Raw genomic sequence first — 22,793 nt, forward strand, 5'->3', positions numbered from 1 at the left:
AAAATGCAGCTCTTAGCGGGTGCTCGGTTCGTTAAACGGTATTCACACTAAAAAGGGATGTCCACGTCATGTTAATGACTATGGGACATCCCTTCCTTTATGTTATGAATCATTTATATCATTGTTGTGTCCAGAGGCATGCAGCACATGAAGGACATGTACTCTCTAACTGCACCTATCACACAAACCCAAAGCAACGTAAATTTAGCTTATGAAATAACGAATGTACCCAGAATGCAGCAACAAGCGTGCCCCTGGTTTACAGGGCATCCATGATATCCCCGGCGAGCAGGGATGCCGGATCACCTCGCAGCAGCGCGGCCCTCTCCGCTGCCTGGCCGTGCAGGAACACGCCAAAGGCGGCAGCTTGCTCCGCGCTCAGCCCTTGGGCGAGCAGACCGGCAATGATGCCGGTCAATACGTCTCCCGCACCGCCGGTTGCCATGCCGGCGTGCCCGGTGGTGTTGATATACGCCTCGCCGGATGGCGTTGCGATGACCGTGCGTGCTCCCTTGAGCACCAGGGTCACGCCCTGCTCGCGGGCGTACCGTGCAGCGTGTCCGATTCGGTCACGCTGCACTTCGGGGGTCGACATGCCCAGCAGTCGGCCCATCTCTCCGGGGTGCGGCGTCAGGATGGTCGCCGCACTTCGTTTGCCCCAGTCGCGAGGCCCGGTTGGGCCTGCGTCTGCAAGCATGTTGAGGGCGTCCGCGTCGATGACGAGCGGGCGATCCGTGTGTTGCCACAGACGGCGCAGCCAGTCTGTGTCGCCCTTGAAGCGGCCGAGGCCCGGGCCGGTCGCAAGCACGTCGCGGCTCTCCGCGAGACGCAGCACGGCGTCGGCGGAAGCCGCGTTCCATTCGCCGCTGTCGCCATCGGCGGCGGCAGCGAGCATGAGCTCGGGCACGGTGCCGATGACATGCGGCAGCAGTGCCGCGGGCAGCGCCCATGTGGCGAGCCCGCAGCCAGCGCGCAGCGCGGCCTTGGCCGAGAGCAGGCCTGCGCCGCTCATGGGCAGACTGCCTGCGGCCAACAGTACGTGGCCGTAAGTGCCCTTGTGGCCGTCCGGTGCCCGGAGACGGCCCGTGTCCACGCGCAGCGCACCACGCAGCACCTCATCCGTCAGCAGACGGACCGAGGGGCCATGCTCCGGCGCAAGCCGCGCAGGAATGCCGATGGAGCGCACCACGATGCGCCCTGCGGCAGACGCGCCCGGGTACTGAACCAGTCCGCGCTTAAGCAGCGCGAGACATACAGTCACCCGGGCCTGAATGCAGGGCTCATATACCTCCCCAGTGTCGGCATTCAGCCCGCTTGGCACATCAGCGGACACGATCGGCTTGCCGCTATCGTTCGCCGCCGCAATCAGCGCCGCGTATGTTCCGCGCGGCGCCCCCTGCGAGCCGGTGCCCAGCAGCGCATCCACGATGCCTGTGCACCTGCTGAAGTCCACGGCTTCACGCCCGTGGACAAGGGCAGGGATGCCGAGCTGTGCCGCGGCATCCCGCTGCACTGCAGCTTCGCCCCGCAACGCATCAGGCGCATCGGTGTAGACCAAAGTCACGCCGAGCCCCGCTTCAACCAAATGGCGCGCCGCAACCAGCCCGTCACCGCCATTATTACCCTTGCCGATCAGTATGTACCACTGCTGATCACCGGGTTGCCCCATCACGAGCGCCGGATCGGCGATGATGTCGCCACCATAACCTTGCCGATCCCCGGGCCCCGTGTGCGCCCGCTTCCGGTTACCATCGTTCAAGCGGCCCTGCTGCTCCGAACTGAGGCCAACGCCCTCTTTCCAGCCTTCCCGGCACAGCCGGATAACTTCCTCGGCGATGGCTCTGCCGGCGTTCTCCATCAGACTGGCAGCCGGAATGCCAAGCTTGTGAATCGTATGCTCATCCACAGCTCTCATCTGTTCAGCGGTTACGATAAACAACGTTCATCCCTCCCCGGTGAAATTCACGGAAATTTACATCTTCGAATAGGTTATGTCGCAATGCCTCTTTCGTTTTCCAAGCTGCTTCGCTTCATTCTAATATTCGCAGCTGTTTTTCCCGTCCTTTACTCTGCAGCCCTTAGTACCCCACCGTAAACCGGGATTGAATAAATTGAGGATCATCCAGCTCATCCACCAAAGCCGCTGCAAAATCGCCAACCGAAATGGAGCTCTCACCAAGATCATCTGTGATTACACGATTCATACCAACCCGGAACAGGCCTGTCCGTCGTCCCGTTGTGATCGTAGCTGCCGGACTCATGTAGGTCCAGTGAATATCCGACGCCTCAATCAGGTTATACGCATCTACATGGGCCTTCGCCAGTGGCTTGACTTCCTCCGGGAACCCTGGCGTGTCCATCAGCATTTCTCCAGAATCCGTAATCAAGCTTCCCGCTCCGCCAACCACAACCAGCCGTCCTGCTTTCGAACGACGAACACCCTCGATTAGCGAACGTGTAACTTCCAGCATCTCTTCTTCCTCACCGAACTTCGGTCCATAGGCACTCACAACAGCTTCCTGTCCTGCTGTAAAATCGGCAACCTGGTCCGGGTTAAGCAAATCCCCTTGTACCACACGTAAACGCTCATGCTCCATCTCCACCTTCGAAGGCTCACGAACAATCGCCGTTACTTCATGTCCTCGGTCCATCAATTCCCACAATATCGTCTTTCCAATCACTCCGGTTGCTCCAAAAATGGCAACTTTCATATTAAATCCCTCTTTTCAGTAGATATCCTCTTGTCAACTTACCGTTATTTTAATACTTAATCCCATTGTTATATACCTTAAACGGCTCACGCCATCTTAAACCGTCTGTGCTCACTTGTAAACCAATGCTTAAAAAATCCTTTCTAGTCTTCATCCATACGAAAAAAGCCGCTCTAAGCGGCCAATCATTTACCTCATATTTAAATGAGTTTCTGCATAATATCCCACTTGAATTTTTCGGCTTACTCCTTTTTTATCTCCTATTCCCCTTGTCTCCACCACATGCCTTCCGATTTCGGACTCGTGTATGCAAAGCCAAATTGGGCGTACAGACGGTCAGCAGGGACATCTGCCAGCAGGCTGACCAATCCACGAGCAGGCACATGTTCACGCAAATAATTCATGATCTCGCTCATGATCAATTTGCCATATCCTCTTCCCTGCTGGTCCGGACGCACGGCGATATCCACCACCTGAAAGAAACAACCGCCATCTCCGATGACCCGACCCATGCCTACAATTTCATTTTCTTCACGCAGACAAACGGCAAAAAGACTATTCGGCAGCCCGATTTCGGCGCCCTCCTGGCTCATCGCACTGAGACCCGCACTCTTTCGTAGCGCAAGATACTCGGCTGCTGAGGGCGGTGTATGTTCAATGTTGATGGGGTCCATGGATCATGCTCCCTTCCTATTAAACCTGTGATTAATTGCAAAATAAAAATTTTATGGGTGATTACATCTTCTTTGCTTAGGTACCTTGGACCTTCTTAAGACCGTAAATTCCTACTGTTCCTGCTTGAATTCACGCAATTCCTGTGTAATAGTGAGAGAAAGCTTAAGTGAACCGTGTTTCATGCTACACTACAGTTTTTGCAAAGGAGGAACTATTTGTGCTTCAACGCTGGATACCTGCTCTGTTCTCATATCCGGGCTTCGGGGCGTTACTACTCGGAATGATCGCTGTGCTGCTTGGACTATACATATGGTCTGCAACTGAAGTCAGACGAAGTCGTGACAGGCGAATACAAGCGATACGAGATACATTATACATAAGTACAACCCTGTTGGGACAACTCACTGTAAAAGAACATCGGAATGATGCTCTTACGGAACATGAGCATCATGAATTGTTAACCGCCATGCTGTCCTGCAGAACCGCAGTCCATCTATCTCCTCAGCTTCAGGATCAAATCCGCAGCTGTATCATTGATGTTGATCCTGCTCGACTCGCATTGATGCACAGGGCTCTGGAACGAGAGAGTGCAGCATTATCGGATGAATTGAATCGGTACACCCATCCAGACCATTGGGGAAAAGCGGTCTGGAATGTCATTCGTCCAGCTGCTGAACCCGCCGCCGTGGCTGCTGTAGTGTACCTGATCGCTGATTTTATATTCCGTCAACAAGGTCTGATGTATCCTTTCTGGCACTCCTGGTTCAATGCTTTGCCCTGGATACGCTTCGTCTCCTTAATCATCACGGTATTCTATGGTTATCTGCTCTGGTCCAGCCCAAAACAGCGTTCATCGGGCACAGTAACCAAAGCCCTAGTCACCCTAATTGCCCTGTGCTCCCTCCTTCATCTAATCGGACTTGCTGCTGCTCCCTACGCATTGGGATTACAACTCATTCTGTTCATCTCTGGCTTCAGCCTGACAGGAACGCCTTCCCGCAGTGATCGCCCCTTCGTGGGACACAGCGATTCGGATAAGGAATGGAATAGCCGTACAGAAGTACAGGAGAATGAGAATGTGGACATGGAGCTAAACCTCTATAAACCACGTACATCCGGAGCAATTCCCGAAAAGTGAACCTCTCTCTGAATTTGGTTGACCTAGTATCAGCAATCTCCGTTCATTCAAAGCCCAAAAAAGAGAAGCCCACAGAATCGTCGGCTTCTCTTTTTTGGGTTCCACTTATTTCAGCATTTGCCTAATTCAATTTCCGATTTTATAAAAGGTCCGTGCACAATTACAAATTCAATCCCGAATTACATGAAGGATGACGACGCCTACCCCTTCGCGCTCGTATTCGATCCGCGCAATGAACGGGGCGAGCTGCTTCGTGCAGTGCTGCCGGATTTGGAGGCGCTGCTGGAGGGCGTATTTTCAAAACGCTTGCGTTCGGTCCGCTCCATCTGCACGATCTGGCCTTCATGTACAACGATGTGCAGCGAGCCAAACTCCATGTCATTCAGTTGTCCGGCGATTCGATCCATCCATACCTCATCCACTTTTAACGGCTTAGCCATAGAGCCGCCTCCTCTTCTCGGGCTACTGCCCGCTATATTCCTCAAGTGTGCTGTCATCCAACTCGATTTATAATTCATTCTTATCCAACCTATATACTTGGTTTATACATTAGCAGGGCTTCCAGTAGCTGTCAATCCGAATTTTCTTGAATCGGAGACAATATCCAATTTCATTCGGAACCCTCTTAAAAACCAAAATGTTCGGCATGGATTTCGGAGGGTTAGTCACCTTTCGGGAATCGTTTTATGACCCAGCCAGCTCTTGAGCAGCAACGTTGCCAGAGCCAAAATGAGCAGCAAGGAGGCGACGGCAAACGAAGCAGAGAATTGATACTCGTTATATAAAATTTCGACATGCAGCGGAAGCGTGTTGGTCTCCCCGCGAATATGACCGGACACGACAGACACAGCTCCGAATTCACCCATGGCCCGCGCATTACACAGAATGATGCCATACAGCAGGCCCCACTTGATGTTAGGCAGAGTCACGTTCCAGAAGATCCTCCACCCGGAGGCTCCCAGCGTTACCGCTGCTTCTTCTTCTCTCGTGCCCTGATCCTCCATCAGTGGAATCAGTTCTCTGGCGACGAATGGAAACGTAATGAACAACGTTGCGATAACAATGCCCGGCAGGGCAAAAATAATTTTGATATCATGCTCGGCCAGCCACGGTCCAAACCATCCATTCGAACCAAAGACGAGCACAAAGATCAACCCGCCTACCACCGGCGAGATCGAAAAAGGAAGATCAATCAGGGTGATCATGAGCCCTTTTCCCCTGAATTGGAACTTGGTAATGACCCAAGCGGCTGCCACGCCGAATATCGTATTAAGCGGCACGGTGATCCCGGCAACCAGCAGCGTAAGTTTCAGTGCCGACATGGCATCCGGTTCGGTTAGCGCGGCGATGTAGACACCCCAGCCCTGCTTCAACGCCTCCATCAGCACGATCACCAGCGGCAAGATGAGCAGCCAGATCAGCACCAGACTTGCCAAGCCGATCAACAACCATTTGACCCATGTGGCTTCTGTCGTTGCACGGTTGGGACCCGGTCGGGTTCGTACACGGGCAGCAGGCGTTAATGGAACGGAACCCGCCATATTCTGTACCTCCTTTTGGTTTAGGTTGGCTCACTGCTTACTAAGCTCTGCCTGCCTTCCGGCTCCAGCGTTGAAGTGAATTAATGATCAATAGTAGGACAAAAGAGACCAATAGGAGCAGCAAGGCTACCGCCGTAGCTCCTGCATAATCGAACTGCTCCAGCTTCGCCATGATCAGCAGGGGGGCGATCTCCGTTTTCATCGGCATATTACCTGAGATAAACACCACTGAGCCATACTCGCCAATACCTCGGGCAAAGGCTACCGCAAAGCCGGTCAGCAGCGGCGGAATTAGGTCCGGAAGCAGGATCTTCCGGAATATCCGCCATCTTCCCGCTCCCAGCGTGGCCGCAGCTTCCTCCACCTCAGCCTCCAGCTCCTGCAAAACCGGCTGCACCGTGCGTACCACAAACGGAATCCCGATAAACATCAGCGCCAGAGTAATGCCCGCCTGAGAATAAGCCAGCTTGATACCCAGAGGCTCCACGAACTGCCCAATCCAGCCATTTCCGGCATATAACGCGGTTAAGGCAACCCCCGCAACTGCCGTCGGCAAGGCAAAAGGCAGATCAATGACGGCATCAAACAGCCGCTTCCCTGGAAATTCATAACGAACCAGTACCCATGCCAGAAGCAGCCCGAGGACCAGATCGATCAAGGCCGCTGCACCAGCAGTCAGAAAACTCACCTGGAAAGAAGCCAGTACCCGGGGATTCGTTGCCACCTCCATCAATGTGGACCAGGTCAATCCCGTGGAGTTAAACAAGAGCGCTGCCAGTGGAATAAGTACAACCAGGCTCAGGTAAAGCACACTGTAACCCATCGTCAATCCGAATCCCGGCAGTGTGCGACTCCGGGCCACCATCCCCTTGCTCATGGACGTTCATCCTCTCTGCCTTCAGTCGGTAGGACTGGTTGGCCGCTTACATGATCATGCAACAACGTCGACATAGATAACATTAGCTTCCCGGAACATAAATCTGGTCAAAGATACCGCCGTCATTGAAATGCTTGGCCTGTGTATCCCGCCATGTGCCAAATACATCACTCAACGTGAACAGCTCAAGCTGCGGGAACTGATCCTTGAACTTTTCCTTCACGCTGTCAAGTGTTGGACGGTAATAGTTCTCGGCAGCAATGGTTTGCCCCTCTTCGCTGTACAAATATTTCAGATAGGCGTCTGCTACTTCGCGGCTACCCTTTTTGTCTGCATTTTTATCCACGACCGCTACAGGTGGTTCAGCCAGAATGCTGACCGAAGGCACAACAATATCAAATTTGTCCGGACCCAGCTCTTTTACCGATAAGAAAGCCTCGTTCTCCCAGGCAAGCAGCACATCACCAATACCGCGCTCTACAAACGTAGTCGTTGCTCCACGCGCTCCAGAGTCAAGAACAGGCGCATGTTTAAACAATTCTGCAACGAATGCCTTGGCCTTCTCTTCGTCATTGTTGTTATGTTTGAGCGCATATCCCCATGCCGCCAGATAGTTCCAACGTGCCCCGCCGGACGTTTTAGGATTCGGAGTTATGACCTGCGTATCTCCCTTGATGAGATCATCCCAGTCCTTGATGCCTTTCGGGTTGCCTTTGCGTACCAAAAACACAATCGTTGATGTATACGGGGAGCTGTTATGCTCGTATTTATCCTGCCAGCCCGCATTGATCAAACCTTTATCTTCGATGGCGTCGATATCGTAACCCAATGCCAGCGTAACCACATCTGCATCCAGTCCATCAATGACTGAACGACTTTGTTTACCTGAACCGCCATGAGATTGCTTAACCGTTACTTCCTGACCTTTCTCTTTCAGCCAATACGCCGCAAACGCCTTGTTATATTGCTCGTAGAGTTCACGTGTCGGATCATAGGATACATTCAGCAGCTCGATCGCTTTTGCTCCTTCTTTGCTGCCTTCCGCTCCCTCAGATGTTCCCGCCGCATTCGTGCCACCACCATCCGATCCGCATGCCGCCAGTACCCCTGTTAATACCAATGCCAGACCAACCAGAATACCCTTATGAATTCTCTTTTTCATAGATAACACTCCCCCCGAATGGATCTGCAAGATTACCTCCACAGGCTGAACAGCATGGAACGCACCGAAAAAAAACAGAAAACGGAGGAACCCCCGCGCACTTCTCCCTCATAAAGTCATGCCGGCCCAAAGGCCGTGTATGCTTCATCCAGAATTCATACGCTACGGTGTTCCTCCGTCTATACGGTGAGAACGTTATTCTGTTCACGTTACGATCTCTCATGTGACTGTAAATGACTGCTTCCGCAAATCAAGCGAAGTCATTTTTATTATTCCTACCTGTTTAGTGAGTTATATACGTATCATAAGGGCAGTGCATATGGCTGTCAAACGTTTTTTTCCGTTTTCTACCTAATATCTGTGTAAATGGCAGAAAAAAAAGAACAACGAACCCAAGTCCGTTGTTCCCTTGTCAGCGGCGCGCTTTTTACGCTGTAAAATTATCCTAGGACTTGGCATGAGACCATGCCATTTCCCTATCTTTATTTGCCCGCATACCGAATATTCGGCACTGGAGGCGTACTCATGCCATCCCCCAAATAAAAGCCAGTGTGTGGCGGTTGGTTATAGGCTACATTTTGCCAAGCTACGCCAAGACGGTATACCGGATCATGCATCAGGGTGTAGATGCGTTTGTCCGTAACGGCTGTTGTCGTGTAGATACGCAGCGCAGAGCTGTCATTGGTCCGCCATATCACTTCTTCTCTCCAGTCTCCAAACAGGTCGGCCTGCAAATTCGGTGTGGATTTCGTTCCATTATTGGAAGAAACACCGGAAGCGGTCAACAGATTCACCGTTTTGCTATTGGCGTAATCCCATTTATCAATTCGGTTGCTGTCCAGCAGCTCGCGAAGCAAATCACCGTCCCACCAAATTCCAAAATTCGTGGAGGAAGGCAGGGTCGTCCCTATTTTCTGTCCTTTGGCTGTGTACAACCCGCCGTCTGCCCAAACTTCTGCACCCTTATAACGCGGATCGATATCGGCTGCCATACCGCGTCCAATATCCTTCGTTGTAGGTATGCCCCAGATCAATTGACCTGTACGTGCATCGCGGAATTCCACGCCTGCATTGGATGGTGTCTCATGAACCTGAAATACTTCGAGACCCGCACGGTCGGGGTCCAGATCGCTTAGATGCATGGCATCCCCATGATGAAGCCCTGTCGTGTAGAGCCCCTTCCCGTTATCATCCACCGCCATCGCTCCGTAAACGATTTCGTCTTTGCCATCGCCATCCACATCCGCCACACTCAGATTATGGTTGCCCTGTCCGGCGTAACCTGAATTACCCGACGTGTTGGAGTCAAACGTCCACTGCTTGGTTAGTTGTCCATCCCTCCAATTGTACGCCACCAGCACAGTCCGGGTGTAATAACCGCGTGCCATGACCAGACTTGGCCGCTCCCCATCCAAATATGCAATCGCTGCAAGGAATCGATCGACCCGGTTGCCGTAGTTGTCTCCCCAATCGGACACATTGCCGCGCGCCGGTTCGTAGTTCACCGTAGAAAGTGCTTTGCCGGTCTGTCCGTTGAAGATTGTAAGAAACTCCGGTCCTGACAGAACATACCCGCTGGATTTGCGATAATCCTTGCTGGCATCACCGATGACTACTCCGGTGCCATCCTTGGAACCATCAGCTGTTTTCATCGCCACCTCGGCCTTGCCGTCACCGTCCAGATCGTACACCATGAACTGGGTGTAATGAGCACCGGCACGGATGTTTTTGCCCAAACTAATGCGCCATAGGCGCGTTCCGTTCAATTTGTAGGCATCGATAAACACCTCACCTGTGTAGCCGCTCTGGGAATTATCCTTGGAGTTGGACGGGTCCCATTTCACGATTAATTCATACTCCCCGTCCCCATCCAGATCCCCTGCACTCGCATCATTGGCACTGTACGTATAGGCCACCCCATCAGGTGTTGTACCGCCTGCCGGCACACTGAGAGGTACGGACAAGTAATTATTTCCCCAAACGCTCGCTGCGGCTGACGCTGTCTGTTCCGTTCCGCCCACTACGGCCCGAACCGTATATTTGGAACTGCTTGTCCCGCTTGCATCCTGGAGGTTGGTGCTGTTCGTTATGGGCGATGCGTTTACCTTGGTTCCATCCCGATAGACATTAAACGACACATTCGACCCTTCCGTACCCAAAAGCCGCCAACTGACAAATACACCCGTGCCTGTCTTTACCGCAACCACACCACGGTCCAGAAACTCCATCTGACGCGCACCTGCAGCATGCGTGACCGACGTGTTCCCAAGACCGAGCGAAGTAATCAGCAGCGCAGAACTCAGCAGGGATACCCCCGCAGTCCGCAAAGTGCACTTCCATAACGATCGTTTTCCCATAAAGCCATTGCCTCCCCAATCGAATTGGTAAGCCCGATGCCCTTGGTAGCGCCATCTTATATGTAAGCGCTTTAATAAAACTATCTTAAATTAAACATATAATTCCATCTATAGGTCTAACTTAGTAATTTTATGTATAAAAAAAAGGAAAAAAGCCGAAAGATAACTCTTTCGACTTAAATGCCTCTTTAGCTCACGCTTAATTTCAACCTGAAGAAACAACCTGAAGTATCAAAGAACTAGGCTTCATCTCATCTTAAACTACAGGTACGATACATACTGGGCGGGACATCTCCAGCTTGAAACCATTATGGGTCAGACGTCCATCTTCGCCATTGATCTGAAAAGCAACAAGGTTGTTGCTGTCCTGATTGGCCACCAGCAAAATACCGCCAGGCAGCAGGTTGAAGTTACGCGGAGTCTGTCCAATGGTGGAGGTCCATTCAACAGCCTCCAGCTCACCGGATTCCTGGTCAATGTGATACAGCACAATACTGTCGTCCCCACGGTTGGAAGCATACAGGAAACGCCCACAAGGGGACACGCGGATGTCCGCCGACGTACCTTCTCCACTATGACCTTCAGGCAGTGTGGAGATATGCTGCAGCGTAGTGAACTCTCCTCTGCGCTCATCATACATGAACGCTGTAACGGTATTGCTCAATTCATTGACCACATATGCCCATTTCGAGTTTGGGTGGAAGACCAGATGTCTCGGTCCGGAGCCTGGAGGCTGATTCATCTCCCGGTGTGTAACCAGACGGCCTTCTTCGTTACGGTACACAATGATCTGATCCAGACCAAGATCACATACAATAGCATACTGTCCTGAAGGATCTGGCTGAATGGAGTGGGCATGTGGGCCTTCCTGACGGTCATCATTCTGCCCCCTTCCCGTATGTTCAACCAGCGCGCTCATCTCCCCAAGCGTTCCTTGATCCCCCACCGGGAATACGTTCACACTGCCGCTGCTGTAGTTCGATGCCAGCACCCACTTGCCGTCCTGCGTCACAGACACGTAACAAGGTGAAGCGCCCTTCGTCAACTTGCGATCCATCAAGTGCAACTCGCTCGTTGCGGCATCCCGCCGATAGACGAGCACCTCTCCCTCGTCCGTTTCGCTTGCAACATATAGACAAGTCCCATCCGGGCATAAAGCAAGATATGATGGATTGTCCACCCCGTCCATATGATTTACAATCCGCATCTCACCTGTATCCTTATTCAACGCACATAGAAAAATCCCCGGTTGATCCGCTGATGCATAAGTACCTGTATAGAATAAAACTTCATTGGTTGCTGTCGTTTCCATCATTTCATTCTCTCCCTATTCATTCAAATGGTTGGTCTTGCTCTATAATCACATGCCGTTACACGAAGCTGTAAACCGTATGTTTGATTCCACTATTATGTATTTACCCAATTCATGTCGCCTTGCTTCAGTGGGTATCCTCCCTCACCATAATACAAAGTATGAAACCTTACAAGAGCTCCACCGCATGGCGAATGTCCCAACGAAATCAAGTATGCAAAAACTCGATGTATTGCCTGATTCATTACCGCAGAAACGGTTGAACGGAGTAGTAACGATCCATTTCATATTGAAAATTCAATGGAAAATTGCAGCAACCTTTTGACGAATAGGGTCGTCTATAGGGGCAAATAGCAAATAGCTTTTATACAAAGGGATAATCCCGGAAAAGTGAGGCGAACCTGATATGAAAAAAAATATGTTGGCTACGTTAACCGCCGGAGCTTTACTCACTCTTTCTCTGAGCGCTGGTCCGATTCATGCAGCTCAAGCAGAATTCACTGATATTCAAGGTATTGCAGGCGCGGACAAGATTGAATCCCTGCATCAGGATGGCTTAATCAAAGGAGTGAGTGACAGCTTGTTCAACCCGGAACAGGAACTAAACACAGCTCAGGGCATACAGCTCATTGCAGATGGTCTGCATCTGAATTTGGACACGATTCGTTTTATCAAGCAGCCACTGCCCAGTGACTATTTCTCCAACGTAAAAGATGGCGTATGGTACAGTGATGCTTTTATCCGCGCCCAGTTCAATGGCATTAAGATGTCAAACGATATCGATCCTTCCAAAGCGTTGACCCGTGAACAATATACCCTTTTCTTGATGCAGGGTATTGAAGCCAAAGGCGGCCTGCCGATGATTAACATTAAACCTGTAGATATCACGGACGAAAAAGAGCTTACTCCAGAATATCAAGGCGCTGTCCAACGCTCCCTTGTCTTGAAGATTAACACCCTTGATGCAGACGGCAACTTTAATCCAAAGGAAACGATTAGCCGCGCCGAAGCTGCGGTTATGATGTATAACGCGATTGAGTATATGGAAGATTTCAATGCACCGAAAATCCCGGAAACACCAGAGAAATAATGCCCATTGTTATTGTTATTTTTTAAAATACCAAACAGCCGCACGTTCCCTCTAAAGGGGACATGCGGCTGTTTCCGTTATATCTATAACGACAACTGATCCAAGATCAGTCTTAGAAAGAACCTTTTACAACAACTTCGGACAGCGGGAAACGACCTGCCGGACGAGCTGGTACTGCAGCTTTACCTACAGTAATCAACAACGTTGGCAAATAACGCGCAGGGATGTTGAATGTTTCGATCAATTGTTGCGGGTTGTAACCACCCATTGGACAAGTATCATATCCCAGGGAACGTGCAGCAAGCATAATGTTCTGTGAAGCAAAAGATGCATTGCGAATCGCTTCGTCACGGGCGATTTGCGGATTTTGGTAAGCACCGTTGATCTGTCCAACCAATGCGTCACGAACTTCAGCCGGGATCGCACCTGCTTCAACAGCCTGATCATAAATCACGGCGTTGCGGTTCGCTTCCAGATCTCCGAGTACAGCAATAGTAACGGAGCTGTCTGTGACTTGACTTTGACCGTAAGCGATTGGCAGCAGCTTGGCCTTGTCCGCTTCGGATTCGATCACGAGGAATTTCCAGTGTTGCAGGTTCCATGATGATGGTGCTTCGGAAGCAGCAGTCAGGATAGCATTCAGATCTGCTTCAGGCATAACAAAACCACTTTCGTATTTTTTGACAGCGTGACGTTCATTAATCACGCGAAGTGTTTCATTGTTTTCAATGCTGGACATGCGTTCCACTCCCCAAGTTCTTTTTTTATTTTTTTACGTTCGCAAGGGCAAACTCTACCGAGTACTCACCTTCCGAAAATAACATCAGCGCAGACGATCGCTTCCATCTGTGTTCACGTTATGCCCGGAATCGCCTGAAACATCTTCGGATCATACAACCGGAGCAAACGCCCTTATATAGCCTCTCCAACATGTTTGGTAACATCCGTGCAGGTCTAGATCATGAAGAGCTGGTAATGATCAAATCTGTCATGATCTATCCTTCATGGACAAGGGTTCCATGGACAAGGAACATTCTTTCCCATTACCGATACGATGCTTCACATCCTCAATAGATATGCGGTCAAAATAAGCGCTTAGCGCTACTTCTCCTCCATCGTAGATGCTTCCCATTACATCCTGCATATTGGAAGAAACGACGCATGTGGAGCCGGATTCTCCCGAACACCAGCTGGGTCCAAGTGATCCACCTGCTACCAGCCTGTACAAGTCTCCAAGCTTGATTTCTTCACTCGGACGGCTGAGCAGATATCCACCATGGGCACCTTCCTTGGTTGTCAGGTATCCGTGCTTCCGCAGAACACTAAGTACCTTGCGTACCCTGGCTGGGTGCGTACCAACACTTTGGGACAAATCTTCACTATTGGCCATACACTCATCCTTCATGGACAAAAAGACCAGACAGTGCACAGCAATGGTAAATTCACTGTTCATTACTTACTCCCTTCCCGGCATATCGTTCACCGATGAAAATTCAATCCAAGGTAAGTATAACTGTCATTATAGGAATAACAGTTATGTTTGTCAATACTCTCAGCCAAGGGGTTGAAAAGCCTGAATTCCCCTGTCATTCCAGTATTACAGGCCTTTCATAGGTTAAATGAAATGGTTGAGTTCTATACGTGTTTTAGGGCAACAGAACAAAAAAAGTGAGCCGATCGCTTCGCGAAAGGCTCCAATAAGATAGACATATGAAAGGGCTTACGAGATTATTATAATCGGTTATTCCTATTTTGAAAACGCTTTTTTTGTAAAGTGGCTTCGGTTCTGAAAATATCCTATTTTTTAAGCAAATCAACATGGGTATTGCAAAAACTAATGACATTAGTTATATTACTAACAACATTAGTTTTAAGGAGGATTCAATGATGCGAATTACACGTGAGCATGATGTTGTCCAAGTTTCATTCCTTCCGCGTCTTTTCCCTGTGAACGTATATCTCGTTGAAGAAGAAGACGGGTTTACCCTTATCGATACCGGAATGCCATTCAGTCTCAAGGGGATTCTGGCTACCGCACAATCCCTAGGCAAACCGATTACCAGAATCATTCTGACTCACGCCCATGGCGACCATGTTGGTGCACTGGATGGTCTTAAGGATGCGCTGCCTAGAGCCGAGGTCTGCATCTCCAGAAGAGATGCCCCGCTGCTCGCCGGAGATGCTTCCCTGCTTCCCGGCGAGCCACAGACTCCGGTACGCGGCAGTGTGCCCAAAGCGATCCGCACCCGGCCGGACCGCTTGCTCGATGACGGCGACCGGATAGGCTCCCTGGTCGCCATTGCTACCCCAGGCCATACGCCAGGCCACATGGCCTTGATGGATACGCGCAGCCGCGTGATCATCGCTGGCGACGCATACCAGCTGCACGGCGGCCTCGCCGTATCCGGCCGCCTGCGCCCGCTCTTTCCGTTCCCCGCGCTGGCGACGTGGAACCGAGAACTTGCTCTTGCCAGCGCCAAGCGCCTGGCTGAGCTGGAACCGTCCGTGCTCGCTGTGGGGCACGGACGAATGCTGCGTCAGCCCGCCGCGGCCATGCGCGCAGCTACGGCAGACGCGGAGCAGCGGCTGCGCCCTGCCGGGGGGCGCCTGTGAGCCCCCGCCAAGGGCTGGATCGCGGCGCTTTGTTAAGCGCCGCCGCCCAGCTTGCCGACAGCGACGGATTCCACTCGCTGACACTGGCCGCTCTGGCCCAGCGGCTGGATGTGCGCTCCCCGTCGCTCTACAACCACATCAACGGTCTCCCCGGGCTTCGCCAGGAATTAGCGTTGATGTCCGCCCAGCAGCTCAGCCGTGCGTTAACCGAGGCTTCCGCTGGCCGTTCGGGCGATGAAGCTATTCAGGAGGTGGCTGCCGCATATATCGGCTTCGTCCGCAAGCATCCAGGGCTGTACGAAGCCTTCTTCCATGCGCCGGACCGTAATGAACCGCAGCTCGTTGTCGCCAGCACGGCTGCCCTGGATCTGCTTTTGCGTCTGTTGCAGCCCTATCCGCTAAGTGAAGCGGAAGCGCTGCATGCCGTTCGCGGTTTACGCAGTCTTTGCCATGGCTTCGCCTCCATGGGTGAGAAGGGCGGCTTCGGCATGAGCTTCGACCCCGATGAGAGCCTACAGCTGACCGTGACTGCTTTCCTGAATGGATTGCAACATCTTCATACAACCTGAAATATATATATATCTTGATTTCAAATGGGAAGAGGGCTGCAGATCATCTGCTGCCCTCCTTATGTATCCTACCGTCCCGCTACCGAAGGAACGGTTACTCTATCGCCAGGGTACTCGCCCTGTTTGGATTTCCTGCAAAATCTTCTTCATTACGGGAACGTATACTTTCCAGTAAAAACGATCCGGAACACCCTTTTGATCGGGTGTAAGCTTCGTTTTCACGACATCCCATCCCTTGATACGGCGCCAGAATGAGTAATGTTCCAGCTCTCCGAATGACCCTGCCATATAATAAGTCCGGTTATAGCCCTCATGCCGAATAAGAGCAGCGAATTCCGCCGGGATACCTGCGTCCATTAGTTTCTGCTGACCATTCTCCGTCAGATCCGTCTTATACCATGCCAGTACAGAAGCCTGTCGTTCAGGCACGACGATGTCAAACCATTCGCTGTAATGGATGTCCCTGGTAATGCCACTCCATTCCTTCCCTTCCTGTGTAAAGGCAAGTTTTATATTACCCGTCTTTACATCCCGGCCTTGCTTCAGTACAATCACCCGTCCGTCCTCATGAATCAGTACAATGCCCGCACCTTGAAACAACCAATTCTTCTTCTCCCGAAGCTCATAGTTCATCCGTACCTTCCGGGGCACTTCATCCGCGCTTTGCAGATCCAATACGGATTTCCCCTGCCATCCGCTGCTTCTCATCCCCAGAATCGGATACAATTTCTCTCTTGTTATGTTTGAAGCAGCGTTCGACAAGGCGCTATACTCGACCACAACCGTTACACCTTTGGTTGCAGCTTCGTTAATTTTGTGCGCATCGTATATCGTGAGGCCCTCATATGCTTTGCCTTGTATACGTTCTTCCGGACCTGTCGATGAAACATTTTGATTCGCCGTCAGGTAAATCAAGTCCGTGTCGGTTACCTCATCCGGTAATGTCCGCTCACTACGAGAGACCCCATCCTGTATATGATATCCGTAGTAGTCTTCTTCATACCGATAATGTTCCCCTGTCTGTTGGACAATCTTCTGCTGATTCAGAATCCATACCAGTCCCTTATGCCCCGCATAGGCGAAGTCCGGTTTACCTTTGTCGACAATCATGATATTGAGCGGTATTGGAGCCTGGGACTGCCACAAAATCCAGGGGATAACCAGGACCACTGATACTACGGTGAGGGAAGCCAATGCCCATACCGTGAGTGGCCTGTGATTTCTATTCATGAAGCGTATTCCTCCTTGCTCTGTTCCAAGGTATTTCTATGATCGGCATATTACCCCTTTCCGCTCTTATGGTCCTTCTTCATCCCATACTTCACCAAACGCCAGAACCGATCCTAATCATTCAACAAGCACACGGGTTCGCAGCTGACTTCATGTCTCTGATACTTTGATACAGCAGACCGGATCGGGATGTATATAATACGTCCACGCTCTTTCATCTGTTTCATGTGTTTGTATAGCCGCATAACAGGCCCGATTCGATCTGATACCTGCATATCCATCTTAGAACCGCCGATTTCCTTGATCCTGCTGCATTCGTAAGTTCATTTCCTGATTTGCCCTTACTCGAATAAACCGCTTCACACGGGGCACAATAATACAAATTTTTCAAATGAACCCTGTATATACAATCCGGGTAAATGATACACTAAGCATTCTATCGGCTTTCTTCGTTTGTGATATAATAGGAACAGAAAATTCCGGTAATTCGTAGCATGTTCCGGATGTCCGGATAACATCTTATTCCAGAGAGAGGGCGTTTTACGTGGCTCAAATCAGTCCATTTTACCTTCAGATCGGTGCAACCCTGGGTATGCTCATCATGGCCCTGCTTGCCATTTTCATTCGAATGAAAGCCAGTCATCGTCCGGTAACCATTCGCAAAATACTTATTCCTCCTCTGGGGATGAGCACAGGTTTCCTCATGTTTGTTGTACCGGAGACTCATGTTCCGCTGCTATGGGCACTTATTGCGCTGTTGGTGGGCTGGTTTATCTTCTCGTATCCCCTCATTCGCAGTACACGGTTTGAACGAGTTAACGAGGAAATTTTTGCCACACGTTCACGGAGCTTTGCTTTCATTCTGCTTGGATTGCTGGCCATACGTCTAATCCTGCATGAAGTCATTCAGCGTTATGTAAGCATTCCTCAAACGGGTGGATTGTTCTTCCTTCTGGCCTTCGGCATGATCGTGCGCTGGCGGGTATATATGTACAAGCATTACAAGGAAGTTGTTGCTGCCGAATCCTAGCAGCATCGCAACGTCCAACCAACCAAAAAGACACGTTCTGCGCACTTACCGTGCGGAACGTGTCTTTTCCTGTTCAGGCATATGTTCATGGGAATATATCTATTCAGGGTTTGCAACCTTTACGAGCTGCTTGCCCAGGTTATCTCCAGAGAAGAGGCCCATAAACGCTTCCGGTGTCTGTTCAAAACCTTCCACGATGTTCTCTTCGTATTGAATATGGCCTTCCTTAACCCATTTCGCTAATTTGGCCCGGCCTTCCTTAAAGGATTTGGCATAGTCGCCCACCAAAAAGCCTTTCATCAGTGCTGTATTGGTTAACAGCACCGTCTGCGGGCGCATACCGATGTCCGGCTTCTCCAAATTATATGACGAAATCTGTCCACAAATCGGAATACGCGCATTCCGATTAATATGGCGCAAGACCGCATCAGAGATTTCACCGCCAACGTTGTCGAAATACACGTCTACGCCAGCCGGGCAAGCCCGTTCAATGGCAGCAGACATATCTTCTTCACGCTTATAATTCAACACCACGTCGAATCCCAGTTTTTCTTTCAGATAAGCACATTTTTCGTCAGAACCCGCAATTCCGATGACTCGTGCACCTACAATCTTGGCGATCTGCCCCGCTATCATACCTACCGCTCCGGCTGCTCCCGATACCACCACCGTTTCGCCGTCCTTTGGCTTGCCGATATCTTCCATGCCAAAATAAGCGGTCAACCCGGTCATGCCAAGCGCACCCAGGTAAGCTGTAAGTGGAGCCTCTCCTGTATCAATCAGGGAAATGTCTCCCGTATTTACGGCTGCATACTGCTGCCAGCCCCACATTCCGGATACCAAATCCCCTTTGCGCAGATTGGGCTCCGAAGACTCCACCACCTGACCAATGGTTCCGCCCTTAATCACTTCATTCAATGCATAGGGGGGAGCATAAGATTTCGTATCTTTCATGCGGCCCCGCATGTACGGGTCTACAGACAAATATAGCGTACGTACCAGGACTTGTCCTGCATCCGGCTCAGGAAGCGGTGCATCAATGAATTTAAAGTCCTCTCTGGATGGGGCACCTTCGGGACGAGACGCAAGTACGATCTGTTTATTTTCAGACACCAAAATGACCTCCTTCTTGCCAGTGGACCAGGGATAACCCTCAGTCAGCTGATATCATTCACCACTGGCTCTATGTGTATCGCCTCTAAATAGTTTAAACCGAAACAGGCGGATCACAAACGTGGGCCGCCTTGAAATATGCAAATATCATCCCATTGAAGACATCGGGAGCCATTATTGGGCAGTCAAAATCACAGGACCATCTGCTGTAATGGCAATCGTATGCTCATATTGGGCAGACAGACTTCCATCCTGGGTACGCGCTGTCCAGCCATCCGAGTCCAGCTTGCTGCGGTACGTACCAATGTTCAGCATGGGCTCAATCGTAATAACCATACCTTCCTTGAGACGTGGACCACGGTGTGGTGGGCCGTAGTGAGGCACCTGCGGTTCCTCATGCATCTTCTCACCGATGCCGTGACCGATAAATTCACGGACGACAGATAGACCTTCACCTTCCGCATATGTCTGAATCGCATTGGAGATATCCCCGATCCGGTTGCCGACCACGGCCAGTTCAATCCCTTTGTAGAGGGAGGTTTTGGTGACATCCAGCAGGTGCTGTGCTTCCGGAGTCACTTGACCCACCGCGTACGACCACGCGGAATCGGCCAACCAGCCGTTCAGATTCACAACCATATCAATCGTAACGATGTCGCCATCCTTCAGTACATATTTTCCCGGGAACCCGTGACAGATCACATCATTAACTGACGCACATGTCGCATATTGGTACCCGTTGTATCCTTTTTGTTCCGGCGTAGCGCCATTTTTCTTCATAAAGGCTTCTGCAAACTGATCGATTTCCTGTGTTGTGATCCCTGGACGGATCATTCCTGCGATTTCTCTATGGCATGCGGCAAGGATTTCTCCGGCCTTCTTCATATATTCTATTTGTTCTTTAGTCTTCAACGTAATCATTACAGATTCTCCTTGTCCGTTAAAATCTTATCCTGTCTTCTATTGTAACGCGAAATGCTCCAAATAAAAAATTCCGTGTAATCCTCAACATCCTATTATACGCCAAGCTCCTGTCCAATGAATACTATTCCCCTTTAAAAAATTCGAAACCCGCTTCGACGGAGCCCCGTATATGCTTAAAACGGCTGAAGTCGAAAGGAGGGAAACCTCATGCTCAGGAAAATGTTAGGCAAACTTCTGGATTCCAAATCTTCTTCGCACCGTAAGCGATATAGCAGTTCCTCCGGCAAACGCAACTACAGACGATATTCATCTTCAGACGCGAAACACCGGGATAGCCGCCACGGCTCCGGTTATTATAAAAGCAGAAAATACAGCTCCAGCTAAGCGGGTATTTTCATTTTTTGAAACAGAAATGTTCATACCAGCCTAGACTGGCGCTTAATCCGCATATGTATTGAAAGGGGTGATCTGCAACCGTCCTCACGGTTAGCAAATCACCCCTTATTTTTGGATTGATCATCGCAATTTCATCAGCACATGCTCAATATCCGCCTGTAATTCCAGTGCCCCGCCTTCGTATCCTGGACGGAGTCCAAGAAGTCGTTCCAGCATATCGTGAACTTCCGGCGTGAGCTTGAGTTCTTCCTGCCAGCTGGCTGGTTTTCGACCCTTCTCCGGCTCATAAGATGAATACAGCATGAACAAAAGAAAATGACCGAGATCCTGCAAATCCTGGTCAGGTGCAGCCAGTTCATCCTCTGGTTCGGGCAATTCACGCATCCGGCGTTTCAGCTCAGGCAACAACGGCTCCCCCATGCGCCGCGCCAGGCCAAAATCAATCAAATGCACCTGCCCGTTACGTAAAATGACGTTCGGAATACGCACATCCCCATGAATAAATCCCTGCTCATGAACATGCACAATGGGAGCCAGCAGTTGCCTTGCCAGCTCCAGGCATTGCCGTTCCGTATATTTGAGATCTTGATCGAATATGCACTGTTCAAGTGTCTCCCCAAGGATATACTCGGTGACGATGTAACTGCGGGCCCGGTATGTGAACACATCCAGCAACTCAGGGATGGCTGGATGATCCATCCGATTCATCACATCCGCCTCCCTGTCCAGCAAGCGTGCAGCGAGTCTGCCCTTGCTGGGTTTGGATTCTTTTAAAGCCACATCCTTGCCAGTATGTTCATCTGTACACAGATATGTCAGTCCGTAGCTTCCCATGCCGAGCAGTCCATTTATCGTATATCGCCCGGCGATCCCCGTACCTTCCCGCCGGGGACGATCAGTCCATAGGCCGAGCAGTCTTTGCCAGCTTCGTCGCAGCTCCACAGATCCTCCCACGCCAGCCATCTGATTTCTCCCTGTTCTCCGGTTGTGCAGAGCAGATCAGCAGCCAGTCTTCTTGTTGTTGTTGTTGTATGGGCTCATTATATCAAGCGATCTGCTCAAAATCACGACGAGGTTGGACCTTGTCCTTAGGCTTCTTTATGCTTTTTCGGCAGCAGCCCGAACAACATTCGGAGCGACGTTCCTTTGGGTTTGCGTTTTCTTCCCTGGAAGCTGCGCAGATTGGTGACCAGTTCACGGTCCCGCTCCTCTTCCAGCTTCTCATTCATCCACAGGCGCTGTTTCTCCATCTGCTCCTGAAGAGCAAGGTGGGTGTCCGCCAGGTGCTGCAGCGTTAACTCCAGTTCATCTACCCGGTGCTGCAGCAGCTGGACCTGGTCATCCTGCTGTTCTACAGCGCCGAATGTCACTTCACTCACCAGCTGTCCCAGACCTTCATAGGATCTCAGAGTACCTGTTGGTTCAGGTCCCTCAGGAAATATTGCGGGCATTACTGTTGCCGCACATTCCGCCCCCGAAGCATCCTCCATTGCCATCACAGGCACGTTTGGAGTCAATACGGTCACCACAGCGTCTGCAAGTGGCAGATTATGCTCCCTAAGTTCTGTCATCAGGCGTTCGATGCACTCAATATCGTCTGATTTGAACAACCTGGATTTGTTGGCGGAACGTTCGAATCGGTATCCCTGTTCCTCAAGTGCTGCCGCATATTTACGAAGAGTACTGGCACCAATGCCCAGGCTCTTGGCCGTTTCCGTCGTTGCTCCTGCTTCTTCAATCATTATTATTCCCTCCCGGAATGAAGTCTTTTTGAATACAAGGTAGTGGCTTCAGCGTTCCCTTCTGGAACTGTCATCGGATCGGGTCAACCTGTCTCATGGATCAAGTACGCATGTTTCATTTGCTTGTCCGTATGTATTCGTCGGCCTCCTTGCGGATCCCTTTGACGCTTTTCTTCTGTTTCTGCGGATTCATAAGAACTTTTGTCAGATGGCTCATTCGTAAAAATAACCCTTCATCCGACAAGGATCACGAATGCTGTCATGTCGAAATTCGTTGGTGCAAACGCCGTCATTTTTTATGAATTGGAAATAT

At 50.8% G+C, this 22,793-nt stretch carries 22 protein-coding genes; 6 read left to right on the forward strand and 16 right to left on the reverse strand.

The window, feature by feature from the left end:
• Positions 1–259 precede the first annotated feature (259 nt).
• The 3 genes from P364_RS0121835 to P364_RS0121845 all read right to left on the reverse strand — a co-directional run bounded on the left by P364_RS0121835 (position 260) and on the right by P364_RS0121845 (position 3,385).
• On the reverse strand, positions 260–1,939 hold the full coding sequence (locus tag P364_RS0121835; protein WP_024632198.1) for a bifunctional ADP-dependent NAD(P)H-hydrate dehydratase/NAD(P)H-hydrate epimerase: 1,680 nt from the start codon (positions 1,937–1,939) through the stop codon (positions 260–262).
• Between the two features lie 139 nt (positions 1,940–2,078).
• Entirely contained in the window at positions 2,079–2,711 is a 633-nt protein-coding gene (locus P364_RS0121840; RefSeq protein ID WP_024632199.1) for an NAD(P)-dependent oxidoreductase, read from the reverse strand.
• Between the two features lie 260 nt (positions 2,712–2,971).
• Positions 2,972–3,385, reverse strand: coding sequence for a GNAT family N-acetyltransferase (locus P364_RS0121845; RefSeq protein WP_024632200.1), 414 nt, complete (start codon positions 3,383–3,385; stop codon positions 2,972–2,974).
• Positions 3,386–3,603: 218 nt separating this feature from the next.
• Here P364_RS0121845 and P364_RS0121850 point away from each other — a divergent pair, with 218 nt between their 5' ends.
• A complete protein-coding gene (locus P364_RS0121850; RefSeq protein WP_024632201.1) occupies positions 3,604–4,524 on the forward strand; it encodes a hypothetical protein in 921 nt (306 codons plus the stop codon).
• Positions 4,525–4,724: 200 nt separating this feature from the next.
• On the opposite strand, the gene P364_RS0121855 is transcribed toward P364_RS0121850, so the two are convergent.
• The 6 genes from P364_RS0121855 to P364_RS0121880 form a co-directional block, all read right to left on the reverse strand.
• On the reverse strand, positions 4,725–4,964 hold the full coding sequence (locus P364_RS0121855; RefSeq protein WP_024632202.1) for a YezD family protein: 240 nt from the start codon (positions 4,962–4,964) through the stop codon (positions 4,725–4,727).
• Between the two features lie 225 nt (positions 4,965–5,189).
• Positions 5,190–6,065 carry a sulfate ABC transporter permease subunit CysW gene (gene cysW, locus P364_RS0121860; RefSeq protein WP_024632203.1) on the reverse strand — a complete coding sequence of 292 codons (876 nt, stop codon included), beginning with the start codon at positions 6,063–6,065 and terminating at the stop codon, positions 5,190–5,192.
• Between the two features lie 40 nt (positions 6,066–6,105).
• On the reverse strand, positions 6,106–6,942 hold the full coding sequence (cysT, locus tag P364_RS0121865; RefSeq protein ID WP_024632204.1) for a sulfate ABC transporter permease subunit CysT: 837 nt from the start codon (positions 6,940–6,942) through the stop codon (positions 6,106–6,108).
• Positions 6,943–7,024: 82 nt separating this feature from the next.
• Positions 7,025–8,104, reverse strand: coding sequence for a sulfate ABC transporter substrate-binding protein (locus P364_RS0121870; protein ID WP_024632205.1), 1,080 nt, complete (start codon positions 8,102–8,104; stop codon positions 7,025–7,027).
• 482 nt (positions 8,105–8,586) lie between these two features.
• A complete protein-coding gene (locus P364_RS0121875) occupies positions 8,587–10,461 on the reverse strand; it encodes a rhamnogalacturonan lyase (RefSeq protein WP_024632206.1) in 1,875 nt (624 codons plus the stop codon).
• Positions 10,462–10,717: 256 nt separating this feature from the next.
• Entirely contained in the window at positions 10,718–11,776 is a 1,059-nt protein-coding gene (locus tag P364_RS0121880; RefSeq protein WP_236642074.1) for a lactonase family protein, read from the reverse strand.
• Between the two features lie 403 nt (positions 11,777–12,179).
• Between P364_RS0121880 and P364_RS0121890 the strand changes: the two genes are divergently transcribed.
• On the forward strand, positions 12,180–12,863 hold the full coding sequence (locus P364_RS0121890; RefSeq protein WP_024632208.1) for an S-layer homology domain-containing protein: 684 nt from the start codon (positions 12,180–12,182) through the stop codon (positions 12,861–12,863).
• A gap of 112 nt (positions 12,864–12,975) precedes the next feature.
• On the opposite strand, the gene P364_RS0121895 is transcribed toward P364_RS0121890, so the two are convergent.
• Together P364_RS0121895 and P364_RS0121900 are read right to left on the reverse strand one after the other, a co-directional pair.
• Positions 12,976–13,602 (reverse strand): nitroreductase family protein, encoded by a 627-nt coding sequence (locus P364_RS0121895; protein ID WP_024632209.1) that lies wholly within the window; start codon positions 13,600–13,602, stop codon positions 12,976–12,978.
• Between the two features lie 249 nt (positions 13,603–13,851).
• Positions 13,852–14,316 (reverse strand): Rrf2 family transcriptional regulator, encoded by a 465-nt coding sequence (locus P364_RS0121900; RefSeq protein ID WP_024632210.1) that lies wholly within the window; start codon positions 14,314–14,316, stop codon positions 13,852–13,854.
• A 434-nt stretch (positions 14,317–14,750) separates the two neighbouring features.
• Here P364_RS0121900 and P364_RS0121905 point away from each other — a divergent pair, with 434 nt between their 5' ends.
• Together P364_RS0121905 and P364_RS0121910 are read left to right on the forward strand one after the other, a co-directional pair.
• Positions 14,751–15,476 (forward strand): MBL fold metallo-hydrolase, encoded by a 726-nt coding sequence (locus P364_RS0121905; protein ID WP_024632211.1) that lies wholly within the window; start codon positions 14,751–14,753, stop codon positions 15,474–15,476.
• Positions 15,473–16,045, forward strand: coding sequence for a TetR-like C-terminal domain-containing protein (locus tag P364_RS0121910; protein ID WP_024632212.1), 573 nt, complete (start codon positions 15,473–15,475; stop codon positions 16,043–16,045). Before P364_RS0121905 ends, P364_RS0121910 begins: the two co-directional genes overlap by 4 nt.
• 99 nt (positions 16,046–16,144) lie before the next feature.
• Here the strand turns inward: P364_RS0121910 and P364_RS0121915 are convergent, their stop codons facing one another.
• Complete coding sequence (locus P364_RS0121915) at positions 16,145–17,275, reverse strand: hypothetical protein (RefSeq protein WP_024632213.1); 1,131 nt, start codon at positions 17,273–17,275, stop codon at positions 16,145–16,147.
• Between the two features lie 544 nt (positions 17,276–17,819).
• Here P364_RS0121915 and P364_RS0121920 point away from each other — a divergent pair.
• Positions 17,820–18,305, forward strand: a complete 486-nt coding sequence (locus P364_RS0121920; protein WP_024632214.1) for a CcdC family protein — start codon at positions 17,820–17,822, stop codon at positions 18,303–18,305.
• Between the two features lie 99 nt (positions 18,306–18,404).
• Here P364_RS0121920 and P364_RS0121925 read toward each other — a convergent pair whose 3' ends face one another.
• Entirely contained in the window at positions 18,405–19,418 is a 1,014-nt protein-coding gene (locus P364_RS0121925) for an NADP-dependent oxidoreductase (RefSeq protein ID WP_024632215.1), read from the reverse strand.
• Between the two features lie 174 nt (positions 19,419–19,592).
• On the reverse strand, positions 19,593–20,339 hold the full coding sequence (gene map, locus P364_RS0121930; protein WP_024632216.1) for a type I methionyl aminopeptidase: 747 nt from the start codon (positions 20,337–20,339) through the stop codon (positions 19,593–19,595).
• Between the two features lie 210 nt (positions 20,340–20,549).
• Here map and P364_RS37865 point away from each other — a divergent pair, with 210 nt between their 5' ends.
• Positions 20,550–20,726, forward strand: coding sequence for a hypothetical protein (locus tag P364_RS37865; RefSeq protein ID WP_173405241.1), 177 nt, complete (start codon positions 20,550–20,552; stop codon positions 20,724–20,726).
• Positions 20,727–20,858: 132 nt separating this feature from the next.
• Here the strand turns inward: P364_RS37865 and P364_RS0121940 are convergent, their stop codons facing one another.
• Positions 20,859–21,701: a serine/threonine protein kinase gene (locus P364_RS0121940; RefSeq protein WP_024632217.1), complete on the reverse strand. Its 843-nt coding sequence runs from the start codon at positions 21,699–21,701 to the stop codon at positions 20,859–20,861.
• Positions 21,702–21,826: 125 nt separating this feature from the next.
• Complete coding sequence (locus P364_RS36300; protein ID WP_024632218.1) at positions 21,827–22,480, reverse strand: hypothetical protein; 654 nt, start codon at positions 22,478–22,480, stop codon at positions 21,827–21,829.
• Positions 22,481–22,793: the final 313 nt, after the last annotated feature.

The organism is Paenibacillus sp. MAEPY2 (genome assembly GCF_000499205.1).
GTDB lineage: Bacteria > Bacillota > Bacilli > Paenibacillales > Paenibacillaceae > Paenibacillus > Paenibacillus vandeheii.

Coding starts and splice junctions, on each gene's coding strand:
- P364_RS0121840 (WP_024632199.1), bottom strand. CDS start 2,711: ATGAAAGTTGCCATTTTTGGAGCAACCGGAGTGATTGGAAAGACGATA.
- P364_RS0121845 (WP_024632200.1), bottom strand. CDS start 3,385: ATGGACCCCATCAACATTGAACATACACCGCCCTCAGCAGCCGAGTAT.
- P364_RS0121855 (WP_024632202.1), bottom strand. CDS start 4,964: ATGGCTAAGCCGTTAAAAGTGGATGAGGTATGGATGGATCGAATCGCC.
- cysW (WP_024632203.1), bottom strand. CDS start 6,065: ATGGCGGGTTCCGTTCCATTAACGCCTGCTGCCCGTGTACGAACCCGA.
- cysT (WP_024632204.1), bottom strand. CDS start 6,942: ATGAGCAAGGGGATGGTGGCCCGGAGTCGCACACTGCCGGGATTCGGA.
- P364_RS0121870 (WP_024632205.1), bottom strand. CDS start 8,104: ATGAAAAAGAGAATTCATAAGGGTATTCTGGTTGGTCTGGCATTGGTA.
- P364_RS0121875 (WP_024632206.1), bottom strand. CDS start 10,461: ATGGGAAAACGATCGTTATGGAAGTGCACTTTGCGGACTGCGGGGGTA.
- P364_RS0121880 (WP_236642074.1), bottom strand. CDS start 11,776: ATGATGGAAACGACAGCAACCAATGAAGTTTTATTCTATACAGGTACT.
- P364_RS0121890 (WP_024632208.1), top strand. CDS start 12,180: ATGAAAAAAAATATGTTGGCTACGTTAACCGCCGGAGCTTTACTCACT.
- P364_RS0121895 (WP_024632209.1), bottom strand. CDS start 13,602: ATGTCCAGCATTGAAAACAATGAAACACTTCGCGTGATTAATGAACGT.
- P364_RS0121900 (WP_024632210.1), bottom strand. CDS start 14,316: ATGAACAGTGAATTTACCATTGCTGTGCACTGTCTGGTCTTTTTGTCC.
- P364_RS0121905 (WP_024632211.1), top strand. CDS start 14,751: ATGCGAATTACACGTGAGCATGATGTTGTCCAAGTTTCATTCCTTCCG.
- P364_RS0121915 (WP_024632213.1), bottom strand. CDS start 17,275: ATGAATAGAAATCACAGGCCACTCACGGTATGGGCATTGGCTTCCCTC.
- map (WP_024632216.1), bottom strand. CDS start 20,339: ATGATTACGTTGAAGACTAAAGAACAAATAGAATATATGAAGAAGGCC.
- P364_RS37865 (WP_173405241.1), top strand. CDS start 20,550: ATGCTCAGGAAAATGTTAGGCAAACTTCTGGATTCCAAATCTTCTTCG.
- P364_RS0121940 (WP_024632217.1), bottom strand. CDS start 21,701: ATGGCTGGCGTGGGAGGATCTGTGGAGCTGCGACGAAGCTGGCAAAGA.
- P364_RS36300 (WP_024632218.1), bottom strand. CDS start 22,480: ATGATTGAAGAAGCAGGAGCAACGACGGAAACGGCCAAGAGCCTGGGC.